At 61.0% G+C, this 16,077-nt stretch carries 17 protein-coding genes; 12 read left to right on the forward strand and 5 right to left on the reverse strand.

What is annotated here, in order from left to right; all coding sequences use genetic code 11:
* The first annotated feature begins 83 nt into the window (after positions 1-83).
* Both ACPYOI_RS04005 and ACPYOI_RS04010 read left to right on the forward strand, forming a co-directional pair.
* Positions 84-548 (forward strand): Lrp/AsnC family transcriptional regulator, encoded by a 465-nt coding sequence (locus tag ACPYOI_RS04005; protein ID WP_481414690.1) that lies wholly within the window; start codon positions 84-86, stop codon positions 546-548.
* A gap of 89 nt (positions 549-637) precedes the next feature.
* A complete protein-coding gene (locus ACPYOI_RS04010) occupies positions 638-1,903 on the forward strand; it encodes an NAD(P)/FAD-dependent oxidoreductase (protein WP_481414689.1) in 1,266 nt (421 codons plus the stop codon).
* Positions 1,904-2,057: 154 nt separating this feature from the next.
* On the opposite strand, the gene ACPYOI_RS04015 is transcribed toward ACPYOI_RS04010, so the two are convergent.
* Entirely contained in the window at positions 2,058-3,104 is a 1,047-nt protein-coding gene (locus ACPYOI_RS04015; protein ID WP_168830788.1) for an NAD(P)-dependent alcohol dehydrogenase, read from the reverse strand.
* 200 nt (positions 3,105-3,304) lie between these two features.
* Here ACPYOI_RS04015 and ACPYOI_RS04020 point away from each other — a divergent pair, with 200 nt between their 5' ends.
* The 6 genes from ACPYOI_RS04020 (at position 3,305) to ACPYOI_RS04045 (ending at position 8,447) form a co-directional block, all read left to right on the forward strand.
* The gene (locus ACPYOI_RS04020) at positions 3,305-4,207 is read left to right on the forward strand and encodes an AraC family transcriptional regulator (RefSeq protein ID WP_481414688.1); all 903 of its coding nucleotides are present in this window, start codon (positions 3,305-3,307) and stop codon (positions 4,205-4,207) included.
* Between the two features lie 124 nt (positions 4,208-4,331).
* The gene (locus ACPYOI_RS04025) at positions 4,332-4,982 is read left to right on the forward strand and encodes a TetR/AcrR family transcriptional regulator (protein WP_481414687.1); all 651 of its coding nucleotides are present in this window, start codon (positions 4,332-4,334) and stop codon (positions 4,980-4,982) included.
* A gap of 48 nt (positions 4,983-5,030) precedes the next feature.
* The gene (gene ilvC / locus ACPYOI_RS04030) at positions 5,031-6,050 is read left to right on the forward strand and encodes a ketol-acid reductoisomerase (protein ID WP_168830791.1); all 1,020 of its coding nucleotides are present in this window, start codon (positions 5,031-5,033) and stop codon (positions 6,048-6,050) included.
* A gap of 393 nt (positions 6,051-6,443) precedes the next feature.
* Positions 6,444-7,370: an ABC transporter substrate-binding protein gene (locus ACPYOI_RS04035; protein ID WP_481422566.1), complete on the forward strand. Its 927-nt coding sequence runs from the start codon at positions 6,444-6,446 to the stop codon at positions 7,368-7,370.
* Positions 7,367-8,065, forward strand: coding sequence for a L,D-transpeptidase (locus tag ACPYOI_RS04040; protein ID WP_481414685.1), 699 nt, complete (start codon positions 7,367-7,369; stop codon positions 8,063-8,065). The genes ACPYOI_RS04035 and ACPYOI_RS04040 overlap by 4 nt, the downstream gene beginning before the upstream one ends.
* A 70-nt stretch (positions 8,066-8,135) precedes the next feature.
* The gene (locus ACPYOI_RS04045) at positions 8,136-8,447 is read left to right on the forward strand and encodes a hypothetical protein (protein WP_481414684.1); all 312 of its coding nucleotides are present in this window, start codon (positions 8,136-8,138) and stop codon (positions 8,445-8,447) included.
* Positions 8,448-8,484: 37 nt separating this feature from the next.
* On the opposite strand, the gene ACPYOI_RS04050 is transcribed toward ACPYOI_RS04045, so the two are convergent.
* Genes ACPYOI_RS04050 through ACPYOI_RS04060 form a run of 3 tightly spaced genes read right to left on the reverse strand, consistent with a single transcriptional unit; the run spans position 8,485 to position 9,643 of the window.
* A complete protein-coding gene (locus ACPYOI_RS04050) occupies positions 8,485-9,060 on the reverse strand; it encodes a class I SAM-dependent methyltransferase (protein WP_481414683.1) in 576 nt (191 codons plus the stop codon).
* Positions 9,057-9,434, reverse strand: coding sequence for a PIN domain-containing protein (locus ACPYOI_RS04055; RefSeq protein ID WP_481414682.1), 378 nt, complete (start codon positions 9,432-9,434; stop codon positions 9,057-9,059). The genes ACPYOI_RS04050 and ACPYOI_RS04055 overlap by 4 nt, the downstream gene beginning before the upstream one ends.
* Complete coding sequence (locus tag ACPYOI_RS04060) at positions 9,434-9,643, reverse strand: AbrB/MazE/SpoVT family DNA-binding domain-containing protein (RefSeq protein WP_481414681.1); 210 nt, start codon at positions 9,641-9,643, stop codon at positions 9,434-9,436. Before ACPYOI_RS04060 ends, ACPYOI_RS04055 begins: the two co-directional genes overlap by 1 nt.
* Before the next feature lie 217 nt (positions 9,644-9,860).
* Between ACPYOI_RS04060 and ACPYOI_RS04065 the strand changes: the two genes are divergently transcribed.
* Entirely contained in the window at positions 9,861-11,081 is a 1,221-nt protein-coding gene (locus ACPYOI_RS04065; protein ID WP_481414680.1) for an aminotransferase-like domain-containing protein, read from the forward strand.
* 25 nt (positions 11,082-11,106) lie between these two features.
* On the opposite strand, the gene ACPYOI_RS04070 is transcribed toward ACPYOI_RS04065, so the two are convergent.
* The gene (locus tag ACPYOI_RS04070; protein ID WP_481414679.1) at positions 11,107-12,162 is read right to left on the reverse strand and encodes an aldo/keto reductase; all 1,056 of its coding nucleotides are present in this window, start codon (positions 12,160-12,162) and stop codon (positions 11,107-11,109) included.
* 183 nt (positions 12,163-12,345) lie between these two features.
* Between ACPYOI_RS04070 and ACPYOI_RS04075 the strand changes: the two genes are divergently transcribed.
* The 3 genes from ACPYOI_RS04075 to ACPYOI_RS04085 are packed head-to-tail and all read left to right on the forward strand — an operon-like array spanning position 12,346 to position 16,041.
* Complete coding sequence (locus ACPYOI_RS04075) at positions 12,346-13,323, forward strand: ABC transporter substrate-binding protein (RefSeq protein ID WP_481414678.1); 978 nt, start codon at positions 12,346-12,348, stop codon at positions 13,321-13,323.
* Between the two features lie 7 nt (positions 13,324-13,330).
* A complete protein-coding gene (locus ACPYOI_RS04080) occupies positions 13,331-15,025 on the forward strand; it encodes an ABC transporter permease (protein ID WP_481414677.1) in 1,695 nt (564 codons plus the stop codon).
* Positions 15,013-16,041, forward strand: coding sequence for an ABC transporter ATP-binding protein (locus ACPYOI_RS04085; protein WP_481414676.1), 1,029 nt, complete (start codon positions 15,013-15,015; stop codon positions 16,039-16,041). The genes ACPYOI_RS04080 and ACPYOI_RS04085 overlap by 13 nt, the downstream gene beginning before the upstream one ends.
* The last annotated feature ends 36 nt before the right edge of the window (positions 16,042-16,077 follow it).

Here is a 16,077-nt window from a genome sequence, read left to right on the forward strand (position 1 = left end):
GATCGTCTTTATAACCGGGCTCTATGACTTTGTGCATTTTTATCATATCGTGCAAAAAATCAGCGCCAACGTAAACTTTAGCAATGCTTGATGATCGCGACCGAAAGATTCTCGACCTTCTGCAGACGGATGCCGGTATTTCCGTGAGTGTTCTCGCGGAACGGGTTGCGCTTTCGGTTTCTGCCTGCTCGCGGCGTATCCAGCGCCTTGAGGAGAGCGGCCATATCGCCAGGCGCATCGTTGTGCTCAACCGTGAGAAGATGGGCGTGCCGACGACGGTCTTTGCTTTGATCAAGACGGCGCATCATTCCGACGAATGGATCGAGAGCTTCCGCAGGGCGATCAGCGGCATTCCTGAAATCGTCGAAGCCCACCGGCTGACCGGAAATCAGGATTACATCCTGAAGATCGTCCTGCCGCGCGTCGAGCATTACGACATCATCTACAAGCAGATCGTCCGCAAGATCGAACTGTTCGACGTCTCGGCGTCGATCTCCATGGAGCTGTTGAAGGGCGGTACAGCGATCCCGGTCAGCTATGCCGGCTGAGGCGGGCAGCTATTCCGGCCCAGCGGTTGAAAGCCCTTTTACGAAAGCCGACATCTTCCGCAGCGAAATCGCGAAAGGGTAGGTATGTCATGAGCGAATATCGTGTCGTCGTTGTCGGCGGCGGCTTCGGCGGGCTGCAACTCGTCAACGAGCTCAGGGGTGCGGGAGCGAAGATCACCTTGGTCGATCGCCGCAATCACCATCTTTTTCAGCCGCTGCTCTATCAGGTCGCAACGACGATCCTTTCGACCTCCGAAATCGCCTGGCCGATCCGGCAGCTTTACAGCGATCGATCCGATGTGACGACGCTGCTCGGCGAGGTGACTGGGGTCGACACGGCTGCCAAGGTCATTACCTTACGGAATGGCGTGACCTTACCTTACGACACGCTGGTGCTTGCGACCGGCGCAACGCACGCCTATTTCGGACATGACGAATGGGAGCCCGTCGCGCCGGGGCTGAAGACGCTCGAGGACGCAACGACGATCCGCCGTCGCATGCTGCTCGCCTTCGAGCGGGCCGAACTGGAAAGCGATCCGGCCGTCAGGGATGCGCTGCTGACCTTCACGATCGTGGGCGCCGGCCCGACCGGGGTCGAACTGGCAGGCATCATCGCCGAGCTTGCGCATCACATCCTGCCGGAGGAGTTCCGCAACATCGATACGCGCAAGACCAGGGTCGTGTTGGCGGAAGCCGGGCCGCGCGTCTTGCCGAGTTTTGCCGAGGAGCTTTCCGCTTACGCCCAGCATGCGCTGGAAAAACTCGGCGTCGAGGTTCATCTCGGAGAGATGGTGACGAACTGCACGGCTGAAGGCGTGATGATCGGCGAGCGGTTCATCGCCAGCCGGACGATCGTATGGGCCGCCGGCGTCCAGGCGTCGCCCGCCGCGAAGTGGCTTGATGTTCCGGCTGACCGGGCGGGGCGCGTGGTGGTCGAGAAGAACCTGACGGCGCCGGGCTTTCCCGATGTCTTCGTCATCGGCGATACGGCCTCGGTGAAGCGGGAGGATGGCTCGCCGGTACCTGGGATTGCGCCTGCCGCAAAGCAGCAGGGCACCTATGTGGCAAGGGTTATCCGGGCGCGGATTGCGGGGAGAACCATGGCAGCGCCGTTCCGCTACAGCCATCAGGGCAGTCTCGCGACCATCGGCAAGAGTGCGGCGATCATCGATTTCGGCAGCATCAAATTGAAGGGGTGGCTTGCCTGGTGGGTATGGGGCATCGCCCATATCTACTTCCTCATCGGCACGCGGTCGCGCTTCGCCGTCGCCTGGAACTGGCTCTGGATCTTTCTGAGCGGCAAGCACAGCGCCCGGCTGATTACCCAGAAGGAAACCATGCGGGAGGAGAAGTAGAAAAGGCGGCTCCAAGAGCCGCCTTTGCCTGTCGAGATAGAGCGCTTGCTTTAGTCGACGTCATCCTCGGCCTTGTGCCGATGATCTGCTAGCTCTCAATAAATTCGGCGTTTGCAGATGCTCGGGACAGGCCCGAGCATGACTAAAGCGAGTATCATGCTGCCAGTGAGGCGATATCGATGACGAAGCGGTAGCGGACGTCGCTCTTGAGTACGCGCTCGTAGGCTTCGTTGACCTGCTGAATGTTGATCTTCTCGATCTCCGAGACGATGTTGTGCTCGCCGCAGAAGTCCAGCATTTCCTGGGTTTCCTTGATCGAGCCGATCATCGAGCCGGACAGGCTCTTGCGGCCGGGGATCAGGGCGAAGGCGTGAACCGGGATCGGATGTTCCGGGGCGCCAACGATGACCATCGAGCCATTGACCTTGAGCAGGCCGAGGTAGGCATTCCAGTCGATCGCGACGCCGGCCGTGCAGATGATCAGGTCGAAGGTGCCTGCGAGCTTCTCGAAGGTCGAGGCGTCGTTCGTGGCGTAGTATTCCTTGGCGCCGAGCTTCAGGCCGTCTTCCTTCTTCGACAGCGTCTGGGAGAGAACCGTGATATGGGCACCCATGGCGGCGCCGAGCTTCACGCCCATATGGCCGAGACCACCCATGCCGACGATCGCGACCTTCTTGCCCGGGCCGGCATTCCAGTGACGCAGCGGCGAGTAGAGGGTGATACCGGCGCAAAGCAGCGGTGCGGAAGCGTCGAGCGGCAGGTTGTCCGGAATCGACAGGACGTAGCCTTCCTTGACGACGATCGAGTCGGAGTAGCCGCCCTGCGTGGCGGTTTTGCCGTCGACTTCGACGCTGTTGTAGGTCTGGACGAGGCCCGGCATGTAATGCTCGTTGTCGACGTCGCGGGTAGCACAGCCGACGCAGGAATCGACGAAGCAGCCGACGCCGACACGGTCGCCGACCTTGAACTTGGTCACGGCCGAACCGACGGCCGATACGACACCGGCGATTTCATGGCCCGGGACGATCGGATAGACGGCATTCTTCCATTCGTTGCGGACGGTATGAATGTCCGAATGGCAGATGCCGGCGAACTTGATGTCGATGACGACGTCGTCGGGGTTGGGGTCGCGGCGCTCGAAGGTAAAGGGCGTCAGCGGCTTGGATGCGTCAGTAGCGGCATAGCCTCTAGCAATAGGCATGGAAAAATCCTTCTTTTCGCGGGGGTGGAGAGGATGGCGCAGTTATGCCCTACAAGCCGTCGCGGGCGTTAGAGCGATCCTCCAGCCTTTTTGCCCGATCCTGCAAAAGTGAAGGCGCGGGGTATTTGCCAAAGGCTGAATGCATTCTAGATAGGGAGCAGCCGCGCCGCCCGGCCGTCCTTCATCAGAGAGCTATCCGCATGACACTGCCGTTCAACCGATATCAGGAGATCGCATCGATCGCAGCCCGGTTCGCATCCGGCGAGGGCGAGTTCCAGACGGGCATCGAAGGGCTCGGGATTAGCCGTCGCACGACACCGAGCGCGCCATGCCACGGCAGCTATCGCCCGTGTTTTGCGATGGTGGTTCAAGGTGCAAAGAGCGTGCAGCTTGGCACGGACACGATCAACTACGGCCCCGGCTCCTACCTCCTGACGTCGCTCTACCTGCCCGTCGTGTGGAGGGTGGTCGAGGCCAGCCCGGAGGTCCCGCACTTCTGCCTGACCTTTGCCATCAACAGCGAGAAACTGCTTGATCTGCTCAGCCGTGCGAACATCCAGCGGCCGGCAGCGACCACCCCTGGTCAGCGCGGGATCGTCGTGAATGACGCGACGCCGCAGCTTCTCGACGCTGCTGTACGGCTGCTTCGCTTGCTCGATAGTCCGGACGATATCCCGGCGATGGCGCCGCTGATCGAACAGGAAATCCTTTACCGCATCTTGATCGGACCGGCCGGTGATCAGCTGATCAACCTCGCCATGGCCGACAGTCACGGCAACCGGATCGCGCGTGCCATCGGCTGGCTCCGGGAGAACTTTGCAAGGACGCTGCGCATCGAGGACCTCGCCGAGCACGTCAATATGAGCGTCTCGTCCTTCCATCATCACTTCAAGGCGATAACGGCGATGACGCCTGTGCAATACCAGAAGCAGCTTCGCCTGCACGAGGCGCGGCGGCTGATGCTGATCGAGAGACTGGATGCCGGGACCGCCGGTCACCGCGTCGGCTACCAGAGCCCGTCGCAGTTCAGCCGGGAGTACAGCCGTCTCTACGGCCTGTCGCCGGCACGCGATGTCGATGCCGTGCTGAGCGCTGCCGAATAAAACGGCGCGTGTCCTGCGAAAAATTTGTCCTTCGGGTCTCCGTGAGACTATTGACGGGGGAGCGCTTCTGCGCGATAAACCCTCGTGAACCGTACCGTACGGTACGTATGGGGGAGTGCTTATCGTGTTTGCTGAATCGTTGGAGCCCAGCGAATTTTCGCCGCGTCAGAACGCCGTTCTGGAGCAGGCGTTGCAGCTTCTCGTCGATGGCGGGGAGAAAGCCCTGACGACTTCCGGGGTCGCGCGTGCTGCCAACTGCTCCAAGGAAAGCCTCTACAAGTGGTTCGGTGACCGCGACGGTCTTCTTTCGGCCATGATCGCCTATCAGGCCAGCAAGGTGCGCACGTTCGAGCGCGGCGGCGAACGCCTGACGGCTGCGAGCCTGCATGATCATGTTGTAATCTTTGCGCGGGATTTGCTGGACGTGCTGGCCGGAGATGTTTCACTTGCATTGAACCGGCTCGCGATCGGCCAGTCGAACCGCGACGGCTCGAAACTTGGAAGATTGCTCCTGGAGCGCGGCCGCCGGCAGATTGACCGCCGCGCCATGGCGCTGATTGACGCTGGCAAGCGGTCAGGGCTGCTGCGTTTTCATGATGCCGATGAGGCATATCGCACACTTTACGGCCTGATCGTCTCCGATCTGCATGTGCGCATGCTGCTCGGCGAACCGGGCCTCAAGGATACCGCGCAGCAGGCGGAGAGGGCAGTCACCGCCTTCCTTCGGCTTTACGGCACGGACAAGGTTTTGGCGGAAATGCCGGCTCTGAGCTGAGTTCCGCTGTTTCCAATCAACAAGACAAGCAAAGGGAAGGAAAAATCAATGCGCGTCTATTATGATCGTGATGCCGATCTCAATCTCATCAAGTCCAAGAAGGTCGCCGTCATCGGCTACGGTTCGCAGGGCCGCGCGCATGCGCTGAACCTGAAGGACAGCGGCGCCCAGAACGTCGTCATTGCGCTCAAGGCCGGTTCGCCGACCGTCAAGAAGGCCGAAGCTGACGGCTTCAAGGTCATGACCGTTGCCGAAGCCGCCAAGTGGGCCGATCTGATGATGATGGCAACGCCGGACGAACTGCAGGCCGACATCTACAAGTCGGAAATCGCTCCCAACATTCGCGACGGCGCAGCGATCGCTTTCGCGCACGGCCTCAACGTCCACTTCGGCCTCATCGAGCCGAAGGCTTCCGTCGACGTCGTCATGATCGCCCCGAAGGGTCCGGGCCACACGGTTCGCGGCGAATACCAGAAGGGCGGCGGCGTTCCCTGCCTCGTTGCCGTTAACCAGAACCCTTCCGGCAATGCCCTTGAACTTGCTCTCTCCTACGCCTGCGGCGTCGGCGGCGGCCGCTCCGGCATCATCGAGACCAACTTCCGCGAAGAATGCGAAACCGACCTCTTCGGCGAGCAGGTCGTTCTCTGCGGCGGTCTCGTGGAGCTCATCCGCGCTGGCTTCGAAACGCTGGTCGAGGCCGGTTATGCTCCGGAAATGGCCTATTTCGAGTGCCTGCACGAAGTGAAGCTCATCGTCGACCTGATCTACGAAGGCGGCATCGCCAACATGAACTACTCGATCTCGAACACGGCCGAGTGGGGCGAATACGTCACCGGTCCGCGCATCATCACCGAAGAGACCAAAGCCGAGATGAAGCGCGTCCTGAAGGACATCCAGACCGGCAAGTTCACCTCCGAATGGATGCAGGAATACCGTTCGGGCATGGCCCGCTTCAAGGGCATCCGCCGCAACAACGACAGCCACCAGATCGAAGAAGTCGGCGCCAAGCTCCGTGGCATGATGCCGTGGATCGGCAAGAACAAGCTGGTCGACAAGTCGGTCAACTAAGGAGCTTGCCGATCCCCGTTTGTCGCTCTGCACGCCTTTGGCGATGCGGGCATCGGGAAGAACAAGGTGGTCGACAAGTCGGTCAACTAAGGCCTTAACGTCTACTGAATGAGAGGAAGCCGGGCATGTCCCGGCTTCTTTTTTGTGTGATTTTTCGGGATCTAAGGCCGTTTTGGGCCTGTACTGCGGACAAAATGGGCAACGACAAGTTGACGCGGGTGATCAAGCTGATGCATCCTCGCCGGCAAATGACTGGCTTTTGCCTTGAGCGGGGGGCTCAGCGGAGGGACCCGGGCGTACCCACGCCCCATGTGGCAGTCATCGATCGCATGGCATGCAGTACGTTCTGGATTTCCGGGGGATGGGACTGTGAAGCGAAATGCATCGAATTTTCTGACGTTGGCCGCCGTTGCGACACTGCTTGCGGCATTTCCGTCGGTGGCGGCCGACCTGACAATCTCCGCGCCGAACTGGCCTTCGGGACAGGCGACAGCCAACATCCTTAAGGTCGGCATCGAAAAGACCTTCGGGCTGCAGGTGGACGTGCAGGCCATGGGGACGATGACGTCGTTCGTCGGGATGGAGACCGGCAAAGTCGATGTCCAGCCGGAGGTGTGGCGGCCGAATTTCGACGACCTCGTCAAGAAGTACGTGGATGAGAAGGGCGAAGTGACGCTGAGCAAGAGCGTCGCCGCCTGGCAGGGACTGTGCGCGACTGCAGCGGCGGCGAAGACCATCAAGTCGGTCGCCGATCTCACCGATCCCGAAAAGACGAAGGTACTGGATACCGACGGCGATGGCCGGGGCGAGATGTGGATCGGCGCTCCCACCTGGCTTTCGACCGGGATCGAGCGGGTGAGGGCGAACAGCTACGGCTACGCGTCGAACCTGACCCTCGTCGAGGCGGAGGAAGAGGTTGCGATGGCGGCCGTCGATGCGGCCGTGGCGACCGACCGGCCGATGGTGTTCTATTGCTACGCACCGCACCACGTTTTCCAGCTACACGAACTGACCAGGCTCGAGGAGCCTGCGCATGATCCGGCGAAGTGGAAACTGGTCTCCGCGCAAGACCCGCTCTGGATCAGCAAGTCGAGCGCTACCACCGCCTGGGACGCGGCGCACTTCCAGATCGCCTACGCGTCGACTTTTGCGAAGAAGCGTCCCGAGATCGCGCAATTCCTCGATAAGGTAGATTTCTCCTCCGACGAGGTGACAGGGATGAGTTATGCGCTCGGGGTCGAGCGCCAGGCGCCGCTCGACTATGCGAAAAAATGGGTCGAGCAAAATGCCGCGCGCGTCGAGGGGTGGGCAAAACAATGACGGCGATCTCTGGCACCTCACGCCTTGCGACTGCTTCCAGGGCACGGAAATTCGGGTTTGCGCTTCTTGCCGCCGGCCTTTGCCTGGCGTCTGTTGCTGCTCTTGCCCAGACGCAGATTTACGACGCCAGAGCGGGCAAGTGGGTCGACTACGACAAGAAGAAGGCCAGGCAGCTCTATGCCCGCAACAAGCAGTTGCCCGAGGCGTTCCGAAGGCAGCTCGTAACATTCCGCACGGCCGAGGAGCCGGGGACGATCATCATCGACGGCAACCAGCACTTTCTCTATCTGGTGCAGCCGGGAGGACAGGCGATACGCTATGGCATCGGCGTCGGGCGGGAAGGGTTCGGTTGGGCCGGCATCGTGCGGGTCGGTCGAATGGCGGAAAATCCGACCTGGACACCGCCGCCGGAAATGGTGGCGCGCGACCCGAATGCGGCCAAATGGGCAGCCGGGATGCCAGGCGGCCGGCCCGACAATCCGCTCGGTCCCCGTGCGATGTATCTCTACGAAGGCGACAACGACACGATCTACCGCATTCACGGAACGATTGAACCGTGGACGATCGGGCTCGACGTTTCCTCCGGCTGCATCCGGCTGAACAACGACGATGTTGTCGACCTGTACTCACGGGTCTCGGTTGGCGCGAAGGTCATCGTCTTGATGCAAGGGGCGGCGCTCTACAGGGGAATCTGACGACTGGACGGCAAGGCCGGCGAGGGCGCGTTTTGAGGAATGAACGGAGGCGGACGTGTTGGGGGCACCTATGAGCGGGCGTTTGAACTGGACGATGGCATTCATTTCGGTTGCGGCGGCACTTCTTGGTGCCTGCCAATCGTCGTCACCGCCACCGACGGACATGTCGCGAACCAGCTTGCAGACGGCGCCGGCGGATCTGCAACTGATGTGCGCCAATGCTGCCGCAGGTAGCGCCGGTACGACTGGCAGCAAGGTTCTCCCTGTCAGCTCGCGGCAGCTCGACGCGGTCACATATGGCGTCGATCTCGACGCGGGTGGCCGCAAGTTCGCCTGTGTCGTGGACAACAACGGGACGGTACGTTCCATCACTCCAGCGTAAGGCGGTTTTGCGGAGCGGAAAACGCTCCCGGCCCTTGCTATTTGCGAGCCCTCACGAAAAGCCAGCGCGTCGGCTTGTTGTCGTAGCCGCTACCATCGGCTTCGTCGATGCTGATGTTCTGCCAGCCGCCGGCAGACAGCAATCCCGAAAGCCAGGCCGCGGAAGGATAGTTGTAATAGCGGCCGAAGCTGTCATGACCCTCTGCCGTTCCCGCCTTGAAGCTTGCATGGAAGACGCCGCCATCGCTCAGCGCACGGCAGATGCGGGCGAGTGTGGCTGGCAAATCCGCGCGCGGCACGTGCAGCAGGCTGGCCTCGGCCCACACACCGTCGAATTCGCTTTCGGCATCGAGCGTTTCGAAGCGCATGACTTTCACCGGTCTGGCGAGCAGCTTCTCCGCCTGCTTGGCCAGTTCCGCCGAGCCGTCCGTTGGAGTCACGTCGAATCCTTTGGAGAGCATGTAGGCGCTGTCCTGCCCGCCGCCGCAGCCGAGCTCCAAGATCCTGGCGCCGTCGGTGAGGGCCGTGAGAAACGCATCGAGCCTCGCCCTCGGCAGCTTCCGGTTTCGCGAGGCATAAGTCTCGGCGTTTTCGTCGTAGAATGAAGAGGTCATACGTTCTTCTCGAAATATACGACGTGATCGAGGTCCTTGAAGTGTGCGTCCAGTGTCAAGATATCGGCATCGTGAAGCTCTGCGGTCGCATAGATGATAGCATCGGCCATAGCCAGCCTGTGAGCGGCCGAAATCTCCGCTGCGCGCCGGGCGAGCATCGTTTCTAGCGGTACAACGATGCATGTGGTCGTGTAGGCGAAGAAACTATCGACAGCCTCTTCGCCGCGTTCCCGCTCAAGCCATTTTGCGAGTTCGAACTGCACGATCGTCGGAACGATGCATTGGCTTCGATCAGGCATCTCGTCTTGAAGGCGTTTGGCCAACTTGCCGTGAACCAGCCATTCGATCCAGGCGGAGCTATCGACCACACGCATCAAAAGCGATCGTTTCTGTCGCGGTAATTCTCGGGGTTTGCTCCCTTTGCAAGCCCACGAAGATCATTCAATTCTGGGACCGGCATCAGCAGGACGCCCTTGCCTTTGGGGACAAAGACGAATTCCTGCCCCGCCGACCAGTGCTGCCGGTCGCGGACTTCCTTGGGGATGGAAATCTGAAATTTCGCAGATAGTGTTGCCGTCGCCATTCTTACCCGATCCTTATCGATAGAAAAAAGGTAAGAAAATAACGTTAGTCGGTCAAGACCCGCTCGATTTCCAGCGCCTCGCTATTCCTGTCAATGCCGCTTTCGAATACAAGACCTGAAACTTGTCACTGTTACAAGAAAATAGGTCAGCATTCTTGACTTAATTTTTGTTGCGTGATTTGGTCCGCAAACGACAAAAAATTACGAGGAAACTCCCATGTTGAATTGGGACAATATCTTTGCGACCCGTTCGTCGCGCATGCGTGCATCGGAAATCCGTGAGCTTCTGAAGCTTCTCGAGCAGCCGGACATCATATCCTTCGCCGGCGGCATTCCGGATCCGGCGCTGTTTCCCGACAAGGAATTCAAGGCCGCCTATGCCGATATTTTCGAGAGCGCTGCCGTCAACTCGGCGCTGCAATACTCGGTGAGCGAAGGCTACAAGCCGCTCCGCGAATGGCTGGTCAAGCAGATGGCGGCGCTGGGCATCCCCTGCGGCCTCGACAATGTCTTCATCGTTTCTGGCTCACAGCAGGGTCTCGATTATCTCGGCAAGCTTTTCCTGTCGCCGAAAGATACCGCACTCGTAACCTGGCCGACCTATCTCGGAGCGCTGCAGGCCTTCAACGCCTATGAGCCGTCTTACGACCAGTTGACGCCGAACGGCAACCGGACGCCCGAATCCTACCGTGCGACGGCGGCCCAGAATGGCGGCAAGGTGAAGTTCGCCTATCTGTCCGCCGATTTTTCGAATCCGACCGGCGAAACGGTCGATCGCGCAGGCCGCGAAAAAGTTCTGGAGCTTGCAGAAGAACTCGACATCGCTGTTATCGAGGACGCCGCCTACCAGTCGCTGCGCTATGATGGCGAGGCGATCCCGCCGATCCTGGCGCTGGAAATTGCCAAGAAGGGCCATATCAACGATACGCGCACGATCTATTGCGGCAGCTTCTCCAAGACGCTGGCGCCCGGCCTTCGCGTCGGCTTCATTGTCGCCAACGCGCCGGTCATCCGTAAGCTCGTACTTATGAAGCAGGCCGCCGATCTGCATTCCTCGACGATCAACCAGATGGCGATTGCCCAGGTTGCAGAGCGCGGTTTCGATGCGCAAGTCGCCAAGATCAAGGCCGCCTATAGCCATCGGCGCAATTGCACGCTAGCCGCGCTCGAAAAGCACATGCCTGAAGGTATCCGCTGGACGAAGCCGGAAGGCGGCATGTTCATCTGGATCACGCTGCCGAAGGGCATGGATGGCGCGGCGCTGCTCGCGAAATCGATCGAGACCGCCAAGGTTGCATTCGTTCCGGGCAAGGCGTTTTTTGCCGACGGCTCGGGCGAGAACACGATCCGCGTCAGCTTCTCGTGCGCCAACGATCAGATGATCGAGGAAGGCATCGGCCGTCTCGGCCGGCTGATCGCAAAGGAAATCGGCGCCTGAACGGCGCCGATCTCTTCGAAGCCTATTATTTCAGGTGCGGGGCGAACAATTCCATGTCCGCCTCGCCCAAACGGTCTTTCGCCGTATTGAGCTGGTGCCAGTAAGGATAGATTACCGGCGGCACACTGACGTCGTCGAGGCGCTTGCGTTCGTCGTCTGTCAGCTTCAGGTCGGCGGCAGCGAGGTTGTCCTTGAACTGCGCCTCGGTTCGGCCGCCGATGATGACCGAAGTCACGGCCTTGCGACCGATCAGCCACGCGAGCGCGACCTGCGCCGCCGACACGCCGCGGCTTTCGGCAATCGAGACCAGCGTTTCCACGATATTCCAGAGGCGGTTTTCGTCGCGGATCGGTGGTTCGGTCCAGCCGGCGAACTGGCGCGTGCCCTCGGGCGTCGCCTGATTGCGGCGATGCTTTCCGGAAAGCAGGCCACCGGCAAGCGGGCTCCAGACCAGGACGCCAAGACCCTGATCGACGGCAATCGGAAGCAGCTCGTATTCGGCATCGCGGGCTTCGAGCGTATAGTGGATCTGCTGGCTGACGAAGCGCTGGTATTTGTATTCCCTGGAGACGCCGAGCGCCTTCATGATGTGCCAGCCCGAGAAATTCGAGCAGCCAATGTAACGGACCTTGCCATGCCGCACGAGCGTGTCCAGGGCCTCCATCGTTTCTTCCAGCGGCGTCTGGCCGTCCCACTCGTGGAGTTGGTAGAGATCGATGACATCAGTCTTCATGCGCTTCAGGCTGGCTTCACAGGCGGCGATGAGGTGCTGCCGCGACGAACCGGCGTCGTTCGGCCCATCGCCCATCGGGAAGCGGGCCTTGGTGGCGATCAGCACGCCGTTCTTGCGCTGCCCGCCGAGAATTTCGCCAAGGATTTCCTCGGAGAGACCGGCCGAATAGACATCGGCGGTGTCGATCAGATTGACGCCGGCATCGAGGCATATATCGACGAGGCGGCGGGCGTCGGAAACGCCGAGCTCGCCGACGGCTTTCGCCCAGGTCTTGCCGCCGAAGGTCATCGTGCCCATCGTCATGGTCGAAATCCTGAGACCGGAGCGGCCCAGCTGGCGATATTCCATAGTCGCTCTCCTCACCTTAAAAATCGAAAAATCGAAACGTGGGTTAGAAAATAGCGGGATACCGTCACGGTCAAGTACAGCCTCTCACGCCCATGTATTCACGGTGGCCGTTAGCCGAGTGTCACAATCATGTTATTCGGCCTGTCTATGGAACGCCTCATGTTCATCATGAGGGAAATAGCCATGAAGAAGCTCTCCGCCTTTGCCGCGCTGCTGGCGGCCGGTCTCGTCTCCGTTTCGGCCCAGGCCGCAAATCTCGTGCTTTATACCAGCCAGCCGAACGAAGATGCGCAGGCGACGGTTGATGGTTTCATGGCCGCCAATCCCGACATAAAGGTCGATTGGGTTCGCGACGGCACGCCGAAGATCATGGCCAAGCTTCAGGCCGAAATCCAGGCCGGCAACCCGGTTGCCGACGTCCTGCTGATCGCCGACGTCGTGACGCTGGAGCGCCTCAAGGAAGACGGCAAGCTGATGGCTTACAAGTCGCCGGAGGCCGCCAACTACGACGCCGGGCTCTACGACGCCGACGGCTATTACTACTCCACCAAGCTGATCACCACCGGCATCATGTACAACACGTCCGCTTCGATGAAGCCGACGAGCTGGAAAGATCTCACGAAGCCGGAGGCCAAGGGCCTCGTCACCATGCCGAGCCCGCTCGCTTCGGGTGCAGCCCTGATCCACGCACAGACGCTGGCCGCCGTTCCGGGCCTTGGCTGGGACTACTACAAGGCGCTCGCCGAGAACGGCGCGAGCGCTTCCGGCGGCAACGGCGTCGTCCTGAAGTCCGTCGCTTCGGGCGAGAAGGCTTACGGCATGGTCGTCGACTACCTGCCGATCCGCGAAAAGGCCAAGGGCGCTCCGGTCGAGTTCGTCTTCCCGAGCGAAGGCGTTTCGACCGTCACCGAGCCGGTCGGCATTCTCGCCAGCGCGAAGAACGTCGACGCCGCCAAGAAGTTCGTCGACTACGTTCTCTCCGAAAAGGGCCAGGAAGGTTTCTTGAAGCTTGGCTACATTCCGGCTCGCAACGGCATGAAGCTGCCGGAAGGCTTCCCGGCACGCGACACCATCAAGGTTCTGCCGGTCAACGCCGCCGAAGCGCTGAAGAACACGGACCAGGACCTGAAGACCTTCTCCGGCATGTTCGGTTCGAACTGATCGGTCCATGCAAGGATACGTACGTCCAGGAAACAGCCAGCCCGCCTGGCTGTTTCCTTTTATTGTCAGTGTGGTTCTTTTCCTGAGCGTGCTGCCCTTGGCGCGGCTCGCAATCGTCGGCATCTCGGCCTTTGCCAATGGCGGCGTGATGGTGGTTCTGTCCGATCCCATGGTCTGGTCGGCGGTTTATTACACCATTGTCACGGCAATCCTCGGAACCATTATTTCCCTCATCATCGGCTGCGGTTTCGCCTATTTGCTGACCCTCACCGACATCCCCGCCAAAGGGCCGCTCAGCTTCTTCTTCGTGCTGCCGATGATGATTCCGCCGCAGGTCACCGCGCTTGCCTGGGTGCAGATGTCCGGTCCGTCGAGCCCGCTTCTGAAAGCGCTGCATATCGCCCCACCACTCGGCTCTCCACAGCCGCTCTATTCGGTGGGCGGCATCGCGTTGCTTTACGGCGTGCAGCATGCGCCGCTCGTCTATCTGGCGCTGAGGGCAGGGTTGATGGCGCTACCGCGCGACGGCGTCGAAGCCGCGCGGCTTTCCGGCGCCTCGAGCCTGCAGGTCTTTCGTGACGTCATCCTGCCGCTGTCACTGCCCGGTGTCATTGCCGGTGCGGCGATCTCCTTCGTCTCCTGTACCGGCAATTTCGGAATTCCGGCGATCCTCGGCATCCCCGCCTCGATCTTCACGCTGCCGACGCTGATCTTTTCCAAGTTCACCGCTTTCACCAGCCGCACCTTCGGCGACGTGGCGTTGCTGTCGGCGATCATCGCGACCATTTCCGTCGTGGGACTTGCAATCCAGGATCGGGCCCTGCGCGGCCGGGATTATCGCGTCCTCGGCCTTTCCGGCGCGACAGCCGCATTCGAGCTGGGGACGTGGAAGCTGCTGTTCACGCCGCTGCTCTGGATCGTCCTGTTCTTCATGCTGGCCGCGCCGTTCTTCGCGCTGGTTGCGGGCGCCCTGGTGCCGGCCTATGGCGTGCCGCTCACCTTCAAGACCATGACGCTGCATGCCTTCGAGGAGATTCTCTTCCGACAGACCGTGACGCGCACGGCATTCGTCAATTCGCTTTCTCTTGCGGCTGGAACAGCAGTTGGTCTCCTTCTGGTGACGGTGCTGGCGGCCTATGTCTTGACGCGGCGCAAGGATGCAATCGCGCGTGCCATATCGAGCCTGATCGAGATTCCCTATTCGCTTCCGGGCATCGTCATGGCTGTGTGCTTCATCCTGGTTTTTGCCGCGCCGCTGCCGGTCCTCAACGTCACGCTTTACGGCACGATCTGGATCATCCTGATTGCCTATTTCTCGAGCTTCTTTGCCGTCAGCCTGAAACCGGTCGTCAGCGCCTTCCACCAGCTCGATCCGGCACTGGAGGAGGCGGCGCGGCTTTCCGGTGCAGGCTTCTTCCGGCGACTCAGGGACATCATCGTGCCGCTGGTCGCTCCGGCTGCGGGTGCCTCGGTCATCCTCGTCTTCCTGATTGCCTGCAACGAGCTGACGATTTCGGCGCTGCTCTGGTCCGCGGGCACCCAGACCCTCGGTGTCGCGATCTACAATCTCGACGACAGCGGCAGTTCCGACCTAGCCTCGGCGCTTTCCGTGCTCGTCGTGCTGATGGTCATTTTCATGATGTTGCTGCTGGAATTGCTGGCCAAGCGGCTGCCGAAGGGAGTGGTGCCTTGGCGAAGCTGATCCTCAACCACGTCAGCAAGGATTTCGGCACCGGAAAGCCCGCGGTCAGCGCGCTTTCGCTCGAGGTTCGCGAAGGCGGGTTCCTGGCGCTGCTCGGACCTTCCGGCTGCGGCAAGACAACGGTGCTCAGGATGATCGCCGGCTTCGAGACCCCGACCGACGGCTCGATCCATCTCGGCGAGCGGCTGCTTGCCGATGCGTCGCAGTCGCTGCCGCCCGAACGGCGCAACATGGCGATGGTTTTCCAGTCCTATGCGCTCTGGCCGCACATGAGCGTCGCCGACAATGTCGGCTATCCGCTGAAGGTGCGCGGCATTGGGGGGGAAGCCTATCGCCGGAAGGTGCGGGATGCCCTTTCGACCGTGCGGCTTGCCGACTATGCCGAGCGGCGTCCGGCCGATCTTTCCGGTGGCCAGCGGCAGCGCGTGGCGCTTGCGCGCTGCCTGGTGACATCGCCCGATGTGGTGCTCCTCGATGAACCGCTCGCCAATCTCGACCGGCACCTGAAGCAGGAGATGGAAGAGAGTTTCCGTGAGTTTCACCAGCGCTCCGGCGCCACCATGGTCTATGTGACGCATGACCAGAGCGAGGCGATGGCGCTTGCAACGGACGTTGCGGTGATGTCCGAGGGCCACCTGCTGCAGGTCGCGCCGCCTGCCGAGATCTACGCGCGCCCAGAGGGGCGGGTCGTCGGCGGACTGGTCGGGCGAGGCGCGATCCTGACCGTGCAGTCTCCCATCGGTGACAAGCGTGATCTTGATTGGAATGCGCTGCAGACCATCATTGGAAGCCAGCCGGGCGAGGGGTCGCAGGCCGATGTGCTCGTCCGTCCCGAAGACGTCGTGCTTGGGGCAGAGGGCATTGCGGCCACGGCGGAATCCGTTCTTTACGAAGGCGAGCGTTACGCGCTGAAGCTCACCCTTGAGAACGGCCAGTCGCTGCGTGCCTTCAGCCGCATCGCAGTGCTGCCCGGCGAGCCGTTGAAGGTTACGATCCGCGCGGCATGGCGGCTTTGATTTCTGCCTTCCCGAACGCTTCTTTCGTCTCTAGTA

This window comes from Rhizobium sp. SVR5-2C (genome assembly GCF_056755115.1).

What these genes read in the sequence shown, in the direction of transcription:
- ACPYOI_RS04050 (WP_481414683.1), bottom strand. Translation starts at nt 9,060, where the DNA reads ATGACCTCTTCATTCTACGACGAAAACGCCGAGACTTATGCCTCGCGA.
- ilvC (WP_168830791.1), top strand. Translation starts at nt 5,031, where the DNA reads ATGCGCGTCTATTATGATCGTGATGCCGATCTCAATCTCATCAAGTCC.
- ACPYOI_RS04065 (WP_481414680.1), top strand. Translation starts at nt 9,861, where the DNA reads ATGTTGAATTGGGACAATATCTTTGCGACCCGTTCGTCGCGCATGCGT.
- ACPYOI_RS04045 (WP_481414684.1), top strand. Translation starts at nt 8,136, where the DNA reads ATGAGCGGGCGTTTGAACTGGACGATGGCATTCATTTCGGTTGCGGCG.
- ACPYOI_RS04040 (WP_481414685.1), top strand. Translation starts at nt 7,367, where the DNA reads ATGACGGCGATCTCTGGCACCTCACGCCTTGCGACTGCTTCCAGGGCA.
- ACPYOI_RS04005 (WP_481414690.1), top strand. Translation starts at nt 84, where the DNA reads ATGCTTGATGATCGCGACCGAAAGATTCTCGACCTTCTGCAGACGGAT.
- ACPYOI_RS04055 (WP_481414682.1), bottom strand. Translation starts at nt 9,434, where the DNA reads ATGCGTGTGGTCGATAGCTCCGCCTGGATCGAATGGCTGGTTCACGGC.
- ACPYOI_RS04020 (WP_481414688.1), top strand. Translation starts at nt 3,305, where the DNA reads ATGACACTGCCGTTCAACCGATATCAGGAGATCGCATCGATCGCAGCC.
- ACPYOI_RS04015 (WP_168830788.1), bottom strand. Translation starts at nt 3,104, where the DNA reads ATGCCTATTGCTAGAGGCTATGCCGCTACTGACGCATCCAAGCCGCTG.
- ACPYOI_RS04010 (WP_481414689.1), top strand. Translation starts at nt 638, where the DNA reads ATGAGCGAATATCGTGTCGTCGTTGTCGGCGGCGGCTTCGGCGGGCTG.
- ACPYOI_RS04080 (WP_481414677.1), top strand. Translation starts at nt 13,331, where the DNA reads ATGCAAGGATACGTACGTCCAGGAAACAGCCAGCCCGCCTGGCTGTTT.
- ACPYOI_RS04075 (WP_481414678.1), top strand. Translation starts at nt 12,346, where the DNA reads ATGAAGAAGCTCTCCGCCTTTGCCGCGCTGCTGGCGGCCGGTCTCGTC.
- ACPYOI_RS04060 (WP_481414681.1), bottom strand. Translation starts at nt 9,643, where the DNA reads ATGGCGACGGCAACACTATCTGCGAAATTTCAGATTTCCATCCCCAAG.
- ACPYOI_RS04070 (WP_481414679.1), bottom strand. Translation starts at nt 12,162, where the DNA reads ATGGAATATCGCCAGCTGGGCCGCTCCGGTCTCAGGATTTCGACCATG.